The 18,251-nt window shown below is 73.0% G+C and carries 15 protein-coding genes; 10 read left to right on the forward strand and 5 right to left on the reverse strand.

Features of this window, described 5'->3' with window-relative positions; genetic code table 11:
• The first annotated feature begins 215 nt into the window (after nucleotides 1-215).
• From G6556_RS08235 to mmsB, 6 genes are all read left to right on the forward strand, one after another.
• Complete coding sequence (locus G6556_RS08235) at nucleotides 216-1,829, forward strand: FGGY-family carbohydrate kinase (protein WP_166940269.1); 1,614 nt, start codon at nucleotides 216-218, stop codon at nucleotides 1,827-1,829.
• Nucleotides 1,830-1,855: 26 nt separating this feature from the next.
• Nucleotides 1,856-2,611 (forward strand): L-ribulose-5-phosphate 4-epimerase, encoded by a 756-nt coding sequence (locus G6556_RS08240; protein WP_166940271.1) that lies wholly within the window; start codon nucleotides 1,856-1,858, stop codon nucleotides 2,609-2,611.
• Nucleotides 2,608-4,116: an L-arabinose isomerase gene (araA, locus tag G6556_RS08245; RefSeq protein WP_166940273.1), complete on the forward strand. Its 1,509-nt coding sequence runs from the start codon at nucleotides 2,608-2,610 to the stop codon at nucleotides 4,114-4,116. The genes G6556_RS08240 and araA overlap by 4 nt, the downstream gene beginning before the upstream one ends.
• Before the next feature lie 427 nt (nucleotides 4,117-4,543).
• Nucleotides 4,544-5,686 (forward strand): multiple monosaccharide ABC transporter substrate-binding protein, encoded by a 1,143-nt coding sequence (gene chvE / locus G6556_RS08250; RefSeq protein ID WP_166940287.1) that lies wholly within the window; start codon nucleotides 4,544-4,546, stop codon nucleotides 5,684-5,686.
• A gap of 110 nt (nucleotides 5,687-5,796) precedes the next feature.
• A complete protein-coding gene (gene mmsA, locus G6556_RS08255) occupies nucleotides 5,797-7,335 on the forward strand; it encodes a multiple monosaccharide ABC transporter ATP-binding protein (RefSeq protein WP_166940275.1) in 1,539 nt (512 codons plus the stop codon).
• The gene (gene mmsB / locus G6556_RS08260) at nucleotides 7,332-8,513 is read left to right on the forward strand and encodes a multiple monosaccharide ABC transporter permease (protein ID WP_166940277.1); all 1,182 of its coding nucleotides are present in this window, start codon (nucleotides 7,332-7,334) and stop codon (nucleotides 8,511-8,513) included. The genes mmsA and mmsB overlap by 4 nt, the downstream gene beginning before the upstream one ends.
• Before the next feature lie 94 nt (nucleotides 8,514-8,607).
• Here the strand turns inward: mmsB and G6556_RS08265 are convergent, their stop codons facing one another.
• The 5 genes from G6556_RS08265 to G6556_RS08285 all read right to left on the reverse strand — a co-directional run bounded on the left by G6556_RS08265 (nucleotide 8,608) and on the right by G6556_RS08285 (nucleotide 14,528).
• Nucleotides 8,608-9,636 carry a magnesium and cobalt transport protein CorA gene (locus G6556_RS08265; protein ID WP_166940279.1) on the reverse strand — a complete coding sequence of 343 codons (1,029 nt, stop codon included), beginning with the start codon at nucleotides 9,634-9,636 and terminating at the stop codon, nucleotides 8,608-8,610.
• A gap of 104 nt (nucleotides 9,637-9,740) precedes the next feature.
• Entirely contained in the window at nucleotides 9,741-11,003 is a 1,263-nt protein-coding gene (locus G6556_RS08270; protein ID WP_346774787.1) for a SpoIIE family protein phosphatase, read from the reverse strand.
• 168 nt (nucleotides 11,004-11,171) lie between these two features.
• On the reverse strand, nucleotides 11,172-12,410 hold the full coding sequence (locus G6556_RS08275) for an ROK family protein (protein WP_346774788.1): 1,239 nt from the start codon (nucleotides 12,408-12,410) through the stop codon (nucleotides 11,172-11,174).
• The gene (locus G6556_RS08280; RefSeq protein WP_166940293.1) at nucleotides 12,407-13,042 is read right to left on the reverse strand and encodes a TrkA family potassium uptake protein; all 636 of its coding nucleotides are present in this window, start codon (nucleotides 13,040-13,042) and stop codon (nucleotides 12,407-12,409) included. The genes G6556_RS08275 and G6556_RS08280 overlap by 4 nt, the downstream gene beginning before the upstream one ends.
• Before the next feature lie 109 nt (nucleotides 13,043-13,151).
• Complete coding sequence (locus G6556_RS08285) at nucleotides 13,152-14,528, reverse strand: potassium transporter TrkG (RefSeq protein ID WP_166940281.1); 1,377 nt, start codon at nucleotides 14,526-14,528, stop codon at nucleotides 13,152-13,154.
• 146 nt (nucleotides 14,529-14,674) lie between these two features.
• Here G6556_RS08285 and G6556_RS08290 point away from each other — a divergent pair, with 146 nt between their 5' ends.
• From G6556_RS08290 to G6556_RS08305, 4 genes are all read left to right on the forward strand, one after another.
• Entirely contained in the window at nucleotides 14,675-15,856 is a 1,182-nt protein-coding gene (locus tag G6556_RS08290) for an acetoin utilization protein AcuC (RefSeq protein ID WP_166940283.1), read from the forward strand.
• A gap of 182 nt (nucleotides 15,857-16,038) precedes the next feature.
• Nucleotides 16,039-16,287, forward strand: coding sequence for a helix-turn-helix domain-containing protein (locus tag G6556_RS08295; protein WP_147795354.1), 249 nt, complete (start codon nucleotides 16,039-16,041; stop codon nucleotides 16,285-16,287).
• A 145-nt stretch (nucleotides 16,288-16,432) separates the two neighbouring features.
• The gene (locus G6556_RS08300; protein ID WP_003792170.1) at nucleotides 16,433-16,531 is read left to right on the forward strand and encodes an AURKAIP1/COX24 domain-containing protein; all 99 of its coding nucleotides are present in this window, start codon (nucleotides 16,433-16,435) and stop codon (nucleotides 16,529-16,531) included.
• A 301-nt stretch (nucleotides 16,532-16,832) separates the two neighbouring features.
• Complete coding sequence (locus G6556_RS08305) at nucleotides 16,833-18,125, forward strand: extracellular solute-binding protein (RefSeq protein ID WP_166940285.1); 1,293 nt, start codon at nucleotides 16,833-16,835, stop codon at nucleotides 18,123-18,125.
• Nucleotides 18,126-18,251 lie beyond the last annotated feature (126 nt).

Consider the following 18,251-nt stretch of genomic DNA (forward strand, 5'->3'; position numbering starts at 1 on the left):
CCGCCCGCTGACGCACCCCTCGCCGAGCGGGCACCAGATGTCCCCTCGCGCACCGCGGAAGGGACATCGAGTGCCCGCTCGGCGGAATCACCAGGGCGGTTGGAGCGCACGCGTGTGAGCGCTAACATCGAGGGCAGGACGCGGCGCACCGCCGCGTGCGGGAACATCGCAGGGACGCGGGCAGCGCTGCCCGACGCGCGAGGACGGAGCACGCAATGGCGCAGGACCACGACGACGCACGCCGCGACGAGATCGCCGCCGCGATCCGCGAGGGTCGCACCTCGCTGGGCATCGAGCTCGGCTCGACCCGGATCAAGGCCTGCCTGATCGGCCCGGACCACGCGCCGGTCGCCACCGGCAGCCACGAGTGGGAGAACCAGTACGTCGACGGGGTGTGGACCTACTCCCTCGACGCCGTCTGGGCGGGCCTCCAGGAGTCCATCGCCACGCTGCTCGCCGACGTCGAGCAGCGCTACGGCGTCCGCCCCACCACGTTCGGCGCGCTCGGCGTCTCGGCGATGATGCACGGCTACCTGCCGTTCGACGCCGACGGCGAGCTGCTGGTGCCGTTCCGCACCTGGCGGAACACGTCGACCGGCCGCGCGGCCGCGGAGCTCACCGACAAGCTCGGGTTCAACATCCCGCTGCGCTGGTCGATCGCGCACCTCTACCAGGCGATCCTCGACCACGAGCCGCACGTGCCGCAGATCGACTTCACGACGACGCTGGCCGGCTACGTGCACTGGAGGCTGACCGGGCGCAAGGTGCTCGGCGTCGGCGACGCGTCCGGCATGTTCCCGATCGACCCGGCCACCCGCGGCTACGACGCGACGATGCTGGCCCAGGTCGACGAGATCGTCGCGACCCGGCGCCCGGGCCTGAGGGTCGAGGCGCTGCTGCCCGAGGTGCTCCCCGCGGGCGCCGACGCCGGCCGGCTGACCGAGGAGGGCGCCGCCCTGCTCGACCCGACCGGGACGCTGCGGGCCGGCATCCCGCTGTGCCCGCCCGAGGGCGACGCCGGCACCGGCATGGTCGCCACCAACTCGGTCGCCCCGCGCACCGGCAACGTCAGCGCCGGCACGTCGATCTTCGCGATGGTCGTGCTGGAGAAGCCGCTGGCCCGGGTGCACCACGAGCTCGACGTCGTGACCACCCCCGCCGGCGACCTGGTCGCGATGGTGCACTGCAACAACGGCGCCTCGGAGCTCAACGCCTGGGCCGGCCTGTTCGGGGAGTTCGCCACCGCGCTCGGCGTGCCCGCCGCGGCCGACGACGTGTTCGGCGCCCTGTTCCGCGCCGCGCTGGAGGGCGACGCGGACGGCGGCGGCCTGCTGGCCTACAACTACCTGTCCGGCGAGCCGATCACCGGCCTGGACGCGGGCCGCCCCCTGGTGGTGCGGACGCCCGACAGCCGGCTGACGCTCGCGAACTTCATGCGGACGCAGCTGTACTCCGCGTTCGGCACGCTCAGCCTGGGCATGCACGTGCTGCAGGGCGAGGGCGTCGCGATCGACGCGATGCTCGCGCACGGCGGCATGTTCCGGACCGCGGGCGTCGCGCAGCGGCTGCTCGCGGCGGCGATCGACGCGCCCGTCGCGGTCGGGGAGACCGCGGCCGAGGGCGGCGCCTGGGGCATCGCGGTGCTCGCCGCGTACCTCGACGCCGCGGCCGAGCAGGACCTGCCGACCTACCTGACCGAGCGCGTGTTCGCCGGCGCCGACGTCGACACCGTCGCGCCCGACCCGGCCGACGTCGCCGGCTACGAGCAGTTCCTGGACCGCTACCGCGCCGGCCTGGCCGTCGAGCGCGCGGCGACCGAGGCCCTCTGACCACCCACTCCCGAGGAGGAGACCCCATGACCCGGACCCTCGCCGACTACCCGGCCGAGGTGCAGGAGGCGGTCGCGCGCACCCGCGAGGTCGTCGCCCGGCTGCACGCCGAGCTGCCCCGCTGGGAGCTGATCGTCTGGACGGCGGGCAACGTGTCCCAGCGCGTCCAGGTGGACCCGGCCGGCCCGTCGGCCGCCGACCTGCTCGTCATCAAGCCGTCCGGCGTGACCTACGACGAGCTCACCCCCGAGTCGATGGTCGTGTGCGACCTCGACGGGAACCTGGTCGACGGCAGCCGCAGCCCGTCCTCGGACACCGCGGCGCACGCCTACGTCTACACGCACATGCCCGAGATCGGGGGCGTCGTGCACACGCACTCGACGTACGCGACGGCCTGGGCCGCCCGCGCCGAGCCGGTGCCGTGCGTGCTGACGATGATGGCCGACGAGTTCGGCGGGGACATCCCGATCGGCCCGTTCGCCCTGATCGGCGACGACTCGATCGGCCGCGGCATCGTCGAGACGCTGCGCGAGTCCCGGAGCCCGGCGGTGCTGATGCGCAACCACGGCCCGTTCACGATCGGCAAGGACGCCAAGGCCGCGGTGAAGGCCGCCGTCATGGTCGAGGAGGTCGCGCGCACCGTGCACATCTCCCGCCAGCTCGGCGAGCCCACCCGCATCCCGCAGGACCAGGTCGACTCGCTGTACGCCCGGTACCAGAACGTCTACGGCCAGGGCAGTGCTGCCCCGGCGACCACGAACGAGAAGGAGCAGGACGCATGACCAAGCCCTACGCCGACCGCGAGGTCTGGTTCTTCACCGGCAGCCAGGACCTCTACGGCGAGGAGACGCTGCGCCAGGTCGCCGAGCAGTCCCAGGAGGTCGCGCGCCAGCTGGACGAGGCCGCCGACGTGCCGGTCCGCATCGTGTGGAAGCCGGTGCTCAAGGACTCCGTGTCGATCCGCCGGGCGATGCTCGACGCGAACTCGGACGACCGGGTGCTGGGCGTCATCACCTGGATGCACACGTTCAGCCCGGCCAAGATGTGGATCGCCGGCCTGGACCAGCTGCGCAAGCCGCTGCTGCACCTGCACACGCAGGCGAACGTCGAGCTGCCCTGGGACAGCATCGACATGGACTTCATGAACCTCAACCAGGCCGCGCACGGCGACCGGGAGTACGCGTACATCGCGTCCCGGCTGGGCGTCGCCCGCACGACGGTCGTCGGCCACGCGTCGAACCCGGCCGTGACGAAGCGGGTCGGCACCTGGGCGCGCGCGGCCGCGGGCTGGGCCGCCACCCACGAGCTGAAGCTGGTCCGGTTCGGCGATAACATGCGCAACGTCGCGGTCACCGAGGGCGACAAGACCGAGGCGGAGCTGCGGTTCGGCGTCTCGGTGAACACCTGGGGCGTGAACGAGCTCGTCGCCGCCGTGGACGCGGTGGCGGACGCCGACGTCGACGCGCTGGTCGCCGAGTACGAGGACCTCTACGACGTCGTGCCCGAGCTGCGCCGCGACGGCGACCGCCACGAGTCGCTCCGCTACGCCGCCCGCCAGGAGATCGCGCTCGAGACGTTCCTGACGTCGGTGGGCGCCAAGGCGTTCACGACGAACTTCGAGGACCTCGGCGACCTGCGCCAGCTCCCGGGCCTGGCCGTGCAGCGGCTGATGTCGAAGGGCTACGGCTTCGGCGCCGAGGGCGACTGGAAGACCGCCGTCCTGGTGCGCGCGGCCAAGGTGATGGGCGAGGGCCTGCCCGGCGGCGCGTCGCTGATGGAGGACTACACGTACGACCTGACCCCGGGCGCCGAGAAGATCCTCGGTGCGCACATGCTCGAGATCTGCCCCTCCCTGACCACGTCGAAGCCGAAGGTGGAGATCCACCCGCTCGGCATCGGCGGCAAGGAGGACCCGGTCCGCATGGTGTTCGACGCCGACCCGGGCGAGGCCGTGGTGGTGTCGCTGGCCGACATGCGCGACCGGTTCCGGATGACCGCGAACGTCGTCGACGTGGTGCCCCCGACCCAGGAGCTGCCGAACCTGCCGGTGGCCCGCGCGGTCTGGGAGCCGCGTCCGGACTTCGCCACGTCGGCGGAGGCCTGGCTGACCGCCGGCGGCGCGCACCACACGGTGATGTCGACCGCGGCGGGCGTGGAGGCGTTCGAGATCTACGCCGACATCGCCGGCACCGAGCTGCTGGTGATCGACCAGGACACCACCCGGCGCGGCTTCCGCGACCAGGTGCGCTGGAACCAGGTGTACTACCGGATCGCCCAGGGGTTCTGAGCCCTCGCGCGTCCCGCGCGCCCGGCCCGACGGCCCGTCCCCGCTGCTGCGGGGGCGGGCCGTCGCCGTGTGAGCGCTCACCTGGCGTTCGCCCGTTCGGCGCCCTGAGTTCGCTTGGCGAACTCAAGAGGCTCCGCCGGGTGGGTGATCCTCGTGCTGCAGCGCTGCGCCCGACCGACCCAGAATGAGGCGCTGACCTGCGCAGATACTGCCGGTCGCGACTAGGTTGCGGACCGTTATCCATCTGCAACCTGGGCCCCGAGCCTTTGGCTTGACTTCTTGAAGTCAAGCCCGGGAGAGTGTGCACGTGCTCGCCGGTGGCGGGGGAGAACGACCCCGGCACGCGGCGCAGGGCAGGACGGGCGACGGTGCGTATTCCGTGCCCTTTGACGACGAGGTCAGCAACCCTCTCGAGGAGGAGAAGGACATGAAGAGCATCCGGTTCGTCGCGCTCGGCGGCGTTCTCGCGCTCGGCCTGGCGGCGTGCTCCGGCGGCGGCGCCGGCAGCAGCTCGGGCGACGAGACCAACGCGGACCCCAGCGACCTCACGATCGGCGTCGCGATGCCGACCGAGACCTCGGAGCGCTGGATCGCCGACGGCGACGCCGTGAAGAGCCAGCTCGAGGAGGCCGGCTACACGGTCGACCTGCAGTACGCGGCGGACGACATCCCGACGCAGGCGCAGCAGATCGACCAGATGATCACGAAGGGCGCCGACCTGCTGATCGTCGCCTCGATCGACGGCACCGCGCTGGCCAACCAGCTGCAGGCCGCGGCCGACCAGGGCATCCCGGTCATCGCGTACGACCGCCTGATCCGCGACACCGAGAACGTCGACTTCTACGTCACGTTCGACAACTACAACGTCGGTGTCCAGCAGGCCACCTCGCTGCTCGTCGGCCTGGGCATCCTGGACGCCGAGGGCAACGAGGCCGGCGCGACCGGCCCGTTCAACATCGAGCTGTTCGCCGGCTCGCTGGACGACAACAACGCGCACTTCTTCTTCAAGGGCGCGATGGACACGCTGCAGCCGTACATCGACAACGGCACGCTGGTCGTGAAGTCGGGCCAGACCGAGATCGAGCAGGTCGCCACGCTCCGCTGGCTGCAGGAGACCGCCCAGAAGCGCATGGAGGACCTGCTGACCTCCACGTACTCGGACGGCACCAAGGTCAACGGCGTGCTCTCGCCCTACGACGGCATCTCCCGCGGCATCATCACCGCGCTGCAGAACGCCGGCTACGGCGACAGCATCGAGGCCGGCCTGCCGATCGTGACCGGCCAGGACGCCGAGATCGCCTCCGTCAAGCTCATCAAGGACGGCGTGCAGTTCTCGACGATCTTCAAGGACACCCGCAAGCTCGCGGAGCAGGCCGTCGTCTCGGCGCAGGCGTTCCTCGAGGGTGACGAGCCCGAGGCGAACAACACCGAGGACTACGACAACGGCGTGAAGGTCGTCCCGTCGTTCCTGCTGGAGTCGGACATCGTCTACGCCGACAACATCCAGTCGCTCCTGATCGACTCGGGCTACTGGACCGAGGAGGAGGTCGCGGCGGGTCAGGCCTCCTGACCTCCCGACCCACCGCGTGACCGACGCGGGCCGGCCGGCACGAGACGTGCCGGCCGGTCCCGCGGCGACGTGTTCCATCGCCCGACACGACTGAGGACGGTCGAGGCCGCATGAGCGACCACATCCTGGAAATGCACTCCATCACCAAGACCTTTCCCGGGGTCAAGGCGCTGCAGGACGTCAACCTGAACGTCAAGCGCGGGGAGATCCACGCGATCTGCGGGGAGAACGGGGCCGGCAAGTCCACCCTCATGAAGGTGCTGTCGGGCGTGTACCCGCACGGCACCTACGACGGGGAGATCCGCTTCGACGGGGAGAAGGTCGAGTTCAGCTCGATCAACGACTCCGAGGAGAAGGGGATCGTGATCATCCACCAGGAGCTCGCTCTGGTGCCGTACCTCTCGGTCGCGGAGAACATCTTCCTCGGCAACGAGCGGGCGCGCCACGGCCTCGTCGACTGGAACCGGGCGAACTCCGAGGCGGCCGTGCTGCTGGCCCGGGTCGGCCTCGACGAGAACCCGACCACCCCGATCGGCCAGCTCGGCGTCGGCAAGCAGCAGCTCGTGGAGATCGCCAAGGCGCTCTCCAAGAAGGTGAAGCTGCTCATCCTCGACGAGCCGACCGCGGCGCTCAACGACTCGGACTCCGAGCACCTGCTGAACCTGCTGCGGCACCTGCAGGGGCAGGGCATCACGTCGATCATGATCTCGCACAAGCTCAACGAGATCGCCGACATCGCGAACTCCACGACGATCATCCGCGACGGCAAGACGATCGAGACCCTCGACATGGTCGAGGACAAGGTCACCCAGGACCGGATCATCAAGGGCATGGTCGGCCGCGACCTCGAGCACCGGTACCCCGAGCACGTCTCGCACATCGGCGAGGAGGTGTTCCGCGTCGAGGACTGGCACGTCGAGCACCCCACGCAGCCCGGCCGCGTGGTCGTCGACGGCGCGTCGTTCAACGTCCGCGCCGGCGAGATCGTCGGCATCGCGGGCCTGATGGGCGCCGGTCGCACCGAGCTCGCGATGAGCGTGTTCGGCCGCTCCTACGGCCGCAACGTCACCGGCAAGGTCTTCCTGCACGGCAAGGAGATCAAGACCCGCTCGGTGAGCGAGGCGATCGACCACGGCCTCGCGTACGCCACCGAGGACCGCAAGACCTACGGCCTCAACCTGATCGAGGACATCCGCCGGAACATCTCGTCCGCGGCCCTCGGCAAGCTGTCGAAGGCCGGCTGGGTCAACGGCAACGAGGAGATCAAGGTCGCCGAGGAGTACCGGCGGTCCATGAACATCAAGTCGCCGACCGTGATGGCGCTGACCGGCAAGCTGTCGGGCGGCAACCAGCAGAAGGTCGTCCTGTCCAAGTGGATCTACACGGACCCCGAGGTCCTGATCCTGGACGAGCCGACCCGCGGCATCGACGTCGGTGCCAAGTACGAGATCTACACGATCATCAACAAGCTCGCGGACGCGGGGAAGGCCGTCGTGGTCATCTCCTCCGAGCTGCCCGAGCTCCTGGGCATCTGCGACCGGATCTACACGCTCGCGTTCGGCCGGATCACCGGCGTGCAGGAGCGCGCGGTCGCCACCCCGGAGAGCCTCATGGAGCTCATGACGAAGGAAAAGGAAACGGTTCGATGACGGCTGTGGAAGGCCTGCGGGACATCTTCACGAAGAACCTGCGGACGAGTGGCATCTACATCGCGTTCGTCGCGATCATCGTGCTCTTCGCGATCCTCACGGACGGCGTGCTGCTCGCACCGGGCAACATCACCAACATCGTCCTGCAGTACTCGTACATCCTGATCCTCGCCATCGGCATGGTGATCGTCATCATCGGCGGCCACATCGACCTGTCGGTGGGCTCCGTGGTGGCGCTGACCGGCGCGGTGTCCGCGATCCTGGTCATCAAGAACGGCCAGCCGTGGTGGGTCGGCATCCTCGCCGCCCTCGTGGTCGGCCTCCTGGTGGGCGCGTGGCAGGGCTTCTGGGTCGCGTACGTCGGGATCCCGGCGTTCATCGTGACGCTGGCCGGCATGCTCCTGTTCCGCGGCCTCACCTACGAGGTCCTGAACAACATCTCGCTGTCGCCGTTCCCCGCCTCGTACCAGAAGGTCGCCGGCGGCTTCATCAACGGCCTGCTCGGCGGCGACGGCTACGACGCCTTCACGCTGATCATCGCCGCGATCGCCATCGTCGGCTACGCGTACTCCGCCTGGCGCTCCCGCATGGGCCGCGTCCGCTACCAGCAGTCCGTCGAGGCGCTGCCGCTGTTCATCCTGAAGATCGTCGCGATCGCGGTCGTCGTCATGGCGTTCGCCTGGCAGCTGGCGCACTCGCGCGGCCTGCCGATCGTGCTGATCATCCTCGCGGTGCTGATCCTGGCCTACAACACGGTCACCACCCGCACGGTGTTCGGCCGGCACGTCTACGCGATCGGTGGCAACCTCAACGCCGCGCAGCTGTCCGGCGTGAAGGTCAAGCAGGTCAACTTCTGGATCTTCGTCAACATGGGCTTCCTGGCCGGTGTCGCGGGTGCGATCTACTCGTCCCGCTCCAACGGCGCGCAGCCCGGCGCGGGCAACATGTTCGAGCTCGACGCCATCGCCGCCTGCTTCATCGGCGGCGCGTCGACGACCGGTGGTGTCGGCCGCGTGACCGGCGCCATGGTCGGTGGTCTGATCATGGCCGTGATGTCCAACGGCATGCAGCTGATGGGCGTGCCGCAGTCGACGCAGCAGATCGTCAAGGGCCTCGTGCTCCTGCTGGCCGTGGCGTTCGACATCTACAACAAGCGCCGCGCGGGCGCCGCCCGCTGACCTCGGGCGCAGCGCACGGCCGGTGCGGGCCGGGACGCGGGGGAGACCCCGGGTCCCGGCCCGTGCCGCGTCCGGGCCCGGCGACGCGGGGGCGCTAGAGCCAGCGGTTGCGGCGGAACGCGCGGTGCAGGGCGACGCACGCCCCGGCGATGACCGCCAGCACCACGAAGTACCCGTACCGCGTCCCGAGCTCCGGCATGTGCTCGAAGTTCATGCCGTAGATCCCGGCGACCGCCGTCGGCACCAGCGCGATCGCCGCCCAGGCGGAGATCTTCCGCATGTCCTCGTTCTGCCGCAGCGCGACCCGGCTCTGGCCCGTGGTGACCCGTGCGGTGTTGGCCTGCAGCACGTCGGTGAGCTGCCGGTCGATCACCTCGATCTGGTCGACGGCGCGCAGCAGGTGGTCGTGCACGTCCCGGAAGTACGGCTCGGCGGCGGCGGGCACGTGCGGCACCTCGCCGGCCGCGAGGCGCTCCAGGGGGCGCTGCAGGGGCAGCATCGCCCGGCGGAACTCGGCGACCTCCTGCTTGAGCTTGTAGATGCGCTCGGAGTGGTCGTCGTCGCCCGGGCCGAACACCTGCAGCTCGATCTCGTCGACGTCCAGGTCGATGTGGCCGAGCGCGACCTCGTAGGCGTCCACCACGCGGTCCGCGGTGCGGTACAGCACGCCCGCCGGCCCGAAGTCCTCCTCGGGCGGCACGCCGGCGTCGAGCTCGGCGCGGACCTGCCGCAGCACGCCACCCTCGCCGTGCCGGACCGACACGACGACCTGCGGCCGGAGGAACATCGCGATCTCGGTGACCTCGACCACCTCCACGTGGTCGACGTACCGGACCGGCTTGAGCACGGCGAACACGACGTCGTCGTAGATCTCGAGCTTGGGCCGCTGGTGGGCGTGCACGGCGTCCTCGACGGCCAGCGGCGGCAGCGCGAACTCCTCGGCCACCTCGGCGATGTCGGCGTCGGTGGGCTCGCGCAGGCCGACCCAGACGTAGCCGTCGGTGGCGTCCGCCGCGTGCGCGGCCTTGCGCAGCGGGACCCGGCCGGGCACCCGCTCGCCCGCGGTGTAGAGGCCGCAGTCGCCGATCACGGCGTCGGCCCCGGTGCGCTGCACGTCCGTCACGCCCTCACGATAGGTCCGCGCGGCGCGGTCGTCCCGCGCGGCGTCGGCGGGTCCCGCGCGCGTCCCGACGCCCGCCGCCGGGCCCGTCCCGGCGCGCGCTGCGGTCAGGCCGCGCGGCGCAGCGCGACGACGGTGACGTCGTCCGGCCGGCTCGCGCTGACGGCGGCCAGGCGCAGCACGCGCTGCACCGCCTCGTCGGCGCTGGGGCAGTCCAGCAGCTCGCCGACCAGCAGCGGGACGCAGCGCAGCGACCCGTCGAACAGGTCCAGCACCCCGTCGCTGAACGCCAGCAGCAGGTCCCCGGGGCCGAGGTGCGTCTCGCCGAGGTCACGCGCGGCCTCGTCGGTGACGCCGAGCGGCAGGCCGAGCGCGTCCAGCCGCTCCCAGGACCCGTCGGCGCGCACGACGAGGGTCAGCCCGTGCCCGGCGTCGGCGTAGGTGACCCGGCCGGTGGCCGCCTCGAGCCGCGCGTGGAACGCGGTCGCGAACAACCCCGCGCCGGACAGGTCGGCGTGCAGCACGGCGCCCGCCTGCAGCATCGCGCGGTCGACCGACTCGCCCTGCGCGGAGCCGCGGAGCACGGCGCGCACGGCCGCGGCGAGGATCGCGGCGGCTGGGCCCTTGCCCATCACGTCGGCGAGGCTGAGGACGACGCCGTCGTCGGCGGGGTACCAGTCGTAGAAGTCGCCGCCGACCTGGCTGCTCGGCAGGCAGGCGCCGGCGAGCTCGTACCCGTCCACCCGCGGCGACTCCCGGGGCAGCAGGCCCATCTGCACCTGCTGGGCGCGCTCGAGCTCGGCGTCCACGCTGAGCTCCTTCGCGACCCAGTGCGCGAGGTCGCGGAGCAGCGCGGACTGGTCGGCGGTGAACCGGCGGGGCCGGGTGTCGGCGATGCACAGGGTGCCGAGCGTCCGGCCGTCGGCGCCGACCAGCGGGTGCTCGGCGTAGAACCGCAGCCGGGCGTCCGGGCCGCGGTCCTCCAGCACGGCGACGCCGTCCGGGCCCGGCGCGGGGGCGGCCCCGCCGGCGAGCTCGGGCGGCACGACCATCGGCGTCGGGGCCGGCTCGCCCGCGCCGACCAGCGACACGGTGGCGGTGGGCACGTCGAACAGCTGCCGGGCGAGCCGGACGACCCGGTCGAACCGCGGCTCGGTGCTGCCCGTGACGGCGCCCAGCCGCTCCAGGGCCGCGAGGCGCTGGGGGAGGCTGCGGGGCGCGGGCGCGGCGGTGTCGAGCGGGGCGACGACGACGGTCGGCCCGGCGGGGTCGGCGACGGCCACGGGCCGGGCGAGGTCGACGGCCTCGGCGCCGTCGCCCGAGGGCTCGCGCGGGGTCGGCACCGAGGGGGTGGTCGTCCGGGTCGGCACCGATCACCTCCTGGGTGTGCGCGACGGGTCTGCTCTCCCGGATACATCGGCATCCGCGGGGCCACCATGAGCCCGCGCACGCGTGCTCCCGGACACGTCCGGCACGCCGGCGGCCCGCGGCGGCCCCAGGCGGCGGCCCGCGGCGCCCCCCGGCGGCCGGCGCCGCGGTCAGCCGGTGACGCCGCCCAGCACCGCGTCCCGGGCCAGCAGCAGCGCCCCGCGGGCGGGCGCGCCCACCCCGAGGCGGCCCGCGACCACCTCGACGACGGCGCCCGCCGTCACGGCGGTGCGCTCGGCCAGCACCTCGCGCAGCGGGTCCAGCAGCACGTCGCCGGCCCCGGCGAGCGCCCCGCCGACCACCAGCACGTCCGGGTCCAGCACCGTGCACACCGAGGCCAGGGCGGTGCCGAGGTGCCGGCCCACGTCGGACAGCACCCGCCGGCAGCCCGGGTCCCCGGCGGCGGCCTGGGCGAGCAGCTCCGGCACCGTCAGCCGGCCGTGGCTCGCGGCGAGCAGGTCGAGCACCGCCGACGCCCCGGCGAGCACCTGCAGGCACCCGCGGTTGCCGCACGAGCACACGGGCCCGTCCGGGTCGATGGTCAGGTGGCCGAGCTCGCCCGCGGTGCCGGTGCGGCCGTGCACCACCTCGCCGCCGACGACGACCCCGCCGGACACGCCCTCGCCGAGCGCGACGTGCACGACCGACCACCGGCCGCGCCCGGCGCCGAGCCGGGCCTCCGCGAGCGCGCCGAGGTTGCCGTCGTTGTCGAACAGCACCGGCACCCCGGGCGCGGGCGCGAGCAGGCCGGGCGCGGCGACCATGCCGCCCCAGCCGGCGCGCACGCCGGCCCCGGCCACCCGGCCGGTGCGGACCTCGACGGGCGCGGGCACCCCGACGCCGACGGCCGCGACCGACGCGGGGTCGGTGCCGGTGTCCCGTAGGACCCGGTCGAGCAGCGCCCGCGCGGCGCGCACCGCGTGCTCGGCGCGCTGCTGGCCCGCACCGGTCCCGGCGGGCAGCGGCACGACCGCCTCGACCGGCTCGCCGTCGCCGCGGTCCAGCACGACCCGGACCTCGTCGAGGTAGCAGTGCACGCCGACGAGCGCGCCGGCGGTGGCCAGCGACACCCGGGTGGCCCGGCGCCCGGACCGGGTGGTCGCCGAGACCCGCACCAGGCCCTCGGCGGCCAGGGCCGCCACCGCCGCGGAGACGGTCGCCGGAGCGAGGCCGGTCGCCCGGCACAGCTCGACCTGGGTGCGGGCGTCCTCGCGCCGCAGCGCGGCCAGCAGCAGCCCGCGGCTGTCCCGGGGCGCGGGGGCGGAGTCGGACGGCAGGTCGCGGCCCGGGGGCACGGGCTCGGGCCGCGCCGGGCGCCCCGCGGCCCGGTCGCCGGGCGCGGACGTCACGGCCGGGCCGCGAACCGCTCGAGCAGCTCCGCGTGGCCCGAGACGATGAGCAGGTCGTTCGCCGCGATCCGGGTGTCCGGGGTGGCGTACACGAAGTCGACCCCGGGGCTCTTCACGCCGATGACCGTGACCCCGTACCGCTCGCGGATCTTGGACTGCCCGATCGTGAAGCCCTGCGTCTCGCGCGGCGGCTTCATCTTGACGATCGTGAACCCGTCCTCGACCTCGATGTAGTCGAGCATCTTGCCGGAGACCAGGTGCGCGACCCGGGAGCCGGCGTCGGCCTCGGGCAGCACGACGTGGTGGGCGCCGATGCGCTGCAGGATGCGCGCGTGCTCGGTGCTGATCGCCTTCGCCCAGATCTGCGGCGTGCCCATGTCGACCAGGTTGCCGGTGATGAGCACCGACGCCTCGAGGTACGACCCGACGCCGACGACGGCGACCGAGAACTCCCGCGCGCCGACCTGCTCGAGCGCCTCGGGGTTGGCGGCGTCCGCCTCGACCAGCGGGATGCGCCCGGTCCACTGCGCGACCAGGTCGGGGTCCCGCTCGACGGCGAGCACGTCCTGGCCGAGCCGGTCCAGGGTCGCGGCGATCGCCGAGCCGAACCGGCCGAGGCCGATGACGAGGATGCCGGCCTCGCGCTTGGGGCCCTTCGCGCGGCCGCCCTCGGGCCTGCCGCGGCCCCGGCGGGTGTCGCCGGCCAGCGGGCCCAGTCCGGTCGCGCCGGTGCGGGTCAGGTCATCCAATGATCGGCCTCTCCTCGGGGAACCGGACGACGCGACGACGGCTGCGCAGCGCGAGGGCCGCGGCGAGCGTCATCGTGCCGGTCCGGCCGATGAACATCAGGACGGCGAGCACGTACTTGCCGGCGTCGGGCAGGTCGTCGGTGATCCCGGTCGACAGCCCGCAGGTCGCGAACGCCGAGATCACCTCGAACAGCACCACGTCCAGCGTCAGCCCGGTGATCGCCAGCAGCAGCAGGCAGGCCACCAGGACGATCGTCGCACTGACGAGCGAGACCGCGATCGCGACCTGCAGCGCCTCGCGGGGGATGCGCCGGCCGTAGGCCTCGACGTCCCGGTCCCCGCGGGCCTCCGCGACGATGGCGAGCAGCATCACCGCGAGCGTCGTCACCTTGATGCCGCCCGCGGTCGACGCGGAGCCGCCGCCCACGAACATCAGCGCGTCGGTGAGCAGCCAGGTTCCCTCGTGCATGTCGCCGATGTTCACGGTCGAGAACCCGCCGGACCGCGGCATGACGCCCGCGAACAGCGCGGCGAGCAGCGTCTCGTTCCAGCCGATGCCGCCCAGCGTGCGCGGGTTGGTCCACTCGAACGCCGCGACGACGAGCGCGCCGAACGCCACCAGCGCGGCGCTGGTCGTCAGCGTGAGCTTGGAGTGCAGGTTCCAGCGCCGCGGCCGGCGCCAGGTGCGGGCGATGTTGAGGATCACCGGGAAGCCGAGCGACCCGATGAACACCCCGACGATGATCGGCAGCAGCACCCACCAGTCGGCCGCGAACGGCGCCAGGCCCTCGGTCGTCGGGATGAACCCGGCGTTGTTGAACGCGGACACGGCGTAGAACACGCCGTGCCAGACCGCCTCGCCCCAGGAGTCGCCGAGCATCCGCAGCCGCGGGATCAGCACGACCGCGATCGCGACCTCGAGCACCACCGACGTGACGATGACCGTGCGCACCAGGGAGCCGACCTCGCCGAGCCGGGTGGTCTTGGTCTCCGAGGTGACCAGCAGCTTCTGGGTCAGCCCGATCCGCCGGGACACCGCCAGGCCGAGGATCGAGGCCAGGGTCATGACGCCCAGGCCGCCGATCTGGATGCCGACCAGGATCGTGACCTGCCCGGCGGTCGACCAGTACGTGCCGGTGTCGACCGTGACCAGGCCGGTGACGCACACGGCCGACGTCGCGGTGAAGAACGCGTCGACGAACGGCGCCCGCTGGCCCGACGCGGTCGCCCACGGCATCGACAGCAGCGCCGTGAACACCGCGATCACCGCCGCGAACACGCCCAGCGCGAGCCGGGCGGGGGACTGGCGGGCCAGCCGGTCGACGAGCTCGCGCCCGGACCAGACCACCCCGGGGAGACCCCGTGCCATCCACCCTCCCGCCGTGCACCGCGACCGCCCGCGGGGCAGGTCGCCGCCGCGTGCGCCCGTGCGACCGAGCGCGCGGGGGCACCACTGTGGCACGGCTGCGCCGGTCCGGTGCGGGTGGCGCCCGGGTCAGCGGCTACGGTGTGGGCATGACGGCCCGGGTGCGCGTGGTGTGGACGCCCGAGCTCCTCGACTACGACTTCGGCCCCGGCCACCCGATGGCGCCGCTGCGGCTGGACCTCACGGTGCGGCTCGCGCGCGAGCTCGGGCTGCTGGACCTGCCGGGCGTCGAGGTGGTGGGCGCCGAGCCCGCGACGGACGCGCAGCTCGAGACGGTGCACGAGGCGGCCTACGTGGCCACCGTGCGGCGGGCCTCGGACGGCGGCGCGGGCGACCCGGCCCGGGGGATCGGCACCGAGGACGACCCGGTGTTCCCGCACATGCACGAGGCCGCCGCCCGCATCGTCGCCGGGAGCCGCGAGGCCGCGCTCGCCGTGTGGGAGGGCCGCGCCGACCACGCCGTGAACCTCACCGGCGGGATGCACCACGCGATGCCCGGCGCGGCGTCCGGGTTCTGCGTCTACAACGACGCGGCGGTGGCGATCCGGGCGCTGCTCGCCGCGGGCGCCGAGCGGGTGGCGTACGTCGACGTCGACGCGCACCACGGCGACGGCGTGCAGCGCGCGTTCTGGGACGACCCCCGGGTGCTCACCGTCTCGGTGCACGAGAGCGGCGCGACCCTGTTCCCCGGCACCGGCTTCCCGGGCGAGACCGGCGGCCCCGGTGCGCCCGGCGGGGCGGTGAACCTGGCGCTGCCGTCGCACACCGGCGACGCCGGGTGGCTGCGCGCCGTCGACGCGGTGGTGCCGCCGGTGCTCCGGGCGTTCGCGCCGCAGGTGCTGGTCACCCAGCACGGCTGCGACACCCACGTCGAGGACCCGATCGCCGACCTGGACGTCTCCGTCGACGCGCAGCGGGTGGTGTCCGGGTGGCTGCACGACCTGGCGCACGAGGTGTCCGGCGGCCGGTGGCTGGCGCTCGGCGGCGGCGGGTACGCGGTCGTCGACGTGGTGCCGCGCGCGTGGACCCACCTGCTGGGGATCGCCGCGCACGCGCCCGTGGACCCCGCGACCCGGATGCCGCAGGCGTGGCTGGACCAGGTCGTCGCGCTGTACGGGCGGGAGGCCCCGGGGTCGATGTCCGACGGCGCGCCCCTGGCGTGGCGGTCCTGGGCGGACGGCTTCGACCCCGCGGACGACGTCGACCGGGCGGTCCGGGCGACCCGCGCGGCGGCCTTCCCGCTCCTGGGCCTGGACCCGCTGCACGACTGACCGGCCGGCCCCTCGGGAGGCGGCCGCGAGGGTGGTGCGGGAGGCTGGGTGCACCCCGGGGAGTGGTCCCACCCGTCTCCCCTTTCACACCAGCCTCAGCAGGCTCTAAGGTGTCGTCGCGGCACGGCGTGTGCACCCAGTCCCGCGCACGGGTCGTGCGCGCACGAGCGAGAAGAGCGGCCATGACCAGCGAGCAGCCCCCGCGGGTGCGCTTCCTCACCGTCGCCGAGGTCGCCGAGGTCATGCGCGTCTCGAAGATGACGGTGTACCGGCTGCTGCACTCGGGCGAGATGCCTGCGGTCCGCGTCGGGCGCTCGTTCCGGGTGCCCCAGGACGCGCTGGACCACTACCTGGCGACCGCCCGGCTCGACCTCGAGGCCGAGGGCGAGGCGGACGAGGGCGGCCCGCGCGCGGGGCGCCTGTCCTCCTGACGTCCACCGGCGCGTCGCGGACGGCCTCGCCGATCGCGTAAGGTAGGGCCGGACTTTCCCGTGCGTGGGCGTTCGTCGTGCCGCGCGTCGACCGACCACGACCCGGCGGGGCGCCTGCGCGCTCGCCACAGGAAGCGAGGACCCCATGGGCTCCGTCATCAAGAAGCGCCGCAAGCGCATGGCGAAGAAGAAGCACCGCAAGCTGCTGCGCAAGACGCGTCACCAGCGTCGCAACAAGAAGTGACGGCCGCCGCGCGAGCGGCGTCGTGAACGAAGGGCCCGGCACCGAGTGCCGGGCCCTTCGTCGTCCCCGGGCGCACGCCGGGGCACCGCTTCCCGGGGCGCACCGGCGCGCCGTGTTGCCACGTGGCACACCGGGGTGGATCGTCACCCCTTGACGGGGTTTGTCCCGTCCTGATTCACTTCCGAGCGGTTCTTCAACGATGAAAACCCTCCGGCGCGTGCGCGCCGGCGGAGGCGGGAGGTCGAGGATGATCTCAGGAGCTCGCGGGGGTCCGGAGCGTGCGGCGTACAGCCGTCGGTCCGTGCTCCGGGGAGCCGTGGCGGGGGCCGGGGCCCTCGGGACGGCCTGGGCGCTGAGCGGGTGCGGGACGGACGCCGCCGCGGCGGCGGGCCAGACGCGGATCCAGCTGTGGCACCTGTTCACGGGCGGTGACGGCGGCATCTTCCAGCAGATGATGACCGAGGTGCAGGACGAGGACCCGAGCATCGGGATCGACCCCGTCGTCCTCACCTGGGGTGCGCCGTACTACACCAAGCTCATCATGGCGTCGGTCGGCGGCCGCGCCCCCGACCTGGCGGTGATGCACCTGACCCGGGTGGCCGGCTGGGTCCCGGGCGGCGTGCTCGACCCGTGGGACCTGGACCTGCTCGCGGAGCACGGCGTCACCGAGGACATGTTCCCGCCGGCGCTGTGGGACCGGGCCACCATCGACGGGAAGCTCTGGGCGGTCCCGCTCGACTTCCACGCGTTCCTGCTGTTCTTCGACAGGGGGCTGGCCGACCAGGCCGGGCTCCTGGGTCCGGACGGGAAGCTCGTCGGCGTGGACTCGCCGGACGGCTTCATCGAGGCCGGGCGGGCCATGGCGGAGGTCACCGGGTACGCGGGCGTCGGCTACGGGTACACCGGCGACGGCGCGCAGATGTCCCGGATGCTCTGGGGCCTGTACGCGCAGACCGGCAACGAGGTCGTGCTGACCCCGGGCCAGCCCGCGGAGCTCGACCGGGACGCGCTGGTCCAGTGCGTCAGCTGGGTGCAGTCCTGGCTCGACGACACGGTGGCGATCGCGAACTCCGACTACCCGTCGGCCGTCGCGAACTTCTCCACCGGTCGCGTGGGGATGTGCTTCAACGGCAACTGGGAGCTGCAGTCGTTCCTGACGGCGGGCGTCGACGTGGACGCCATGCCGATGCCGAACATCTTCGGCACCCCCGCCACCTACGGCGACTCGCACGTGTTCGTGCTGCCGCACCAGGTCAACCTCGACCCGGAGAAGCGCGAGGCGGCGTACGCGACGGTCGCGGCGATGCTGAACAAGTCGCTGCTCTGGTCCGACGGCGGGCACATCCCCGCGAACCGCGAGGTCACCGAGTCGGCGGAGTACCAGGCCAAGGTGCCGCAGTCGCACTACGCGGCGGCGAGCGAGGAGGCCGTCTTCGACCCGCAGGCCTGGTTCACCGGCTCCGGCTCGGACTTCCAGGCGCGGGTCGGCGAGGCGCTCCAGGGCGCCTGGCTCGACAAGTCGTCCCCCGAGGCCGCCGTCGACCGGCTGATCAGCAGCCTCGACGCCGCCCTCAAGACCAAGCCGCCGGCGTGACGGAAGGGATCGCAGACATGAGCACCGTCACCACACCGTCCCAGTCGCAGGCGTCGACCGGCCCCGTGTCCCCGCCGCGCACCCCCGACCGGCCCACCCGCCGCAGCCGCGGCCGCCGCGAGGGCA

Source organism: Cellulomonas sp. IC4_254, assembly GCF_011603975.1.
Classification (GTDB): domain Bacteria; phylum Actinomycetota; class Actinomycetes; order Actinomycetales; family Cellulomonadaceae; genus Cellulomonas.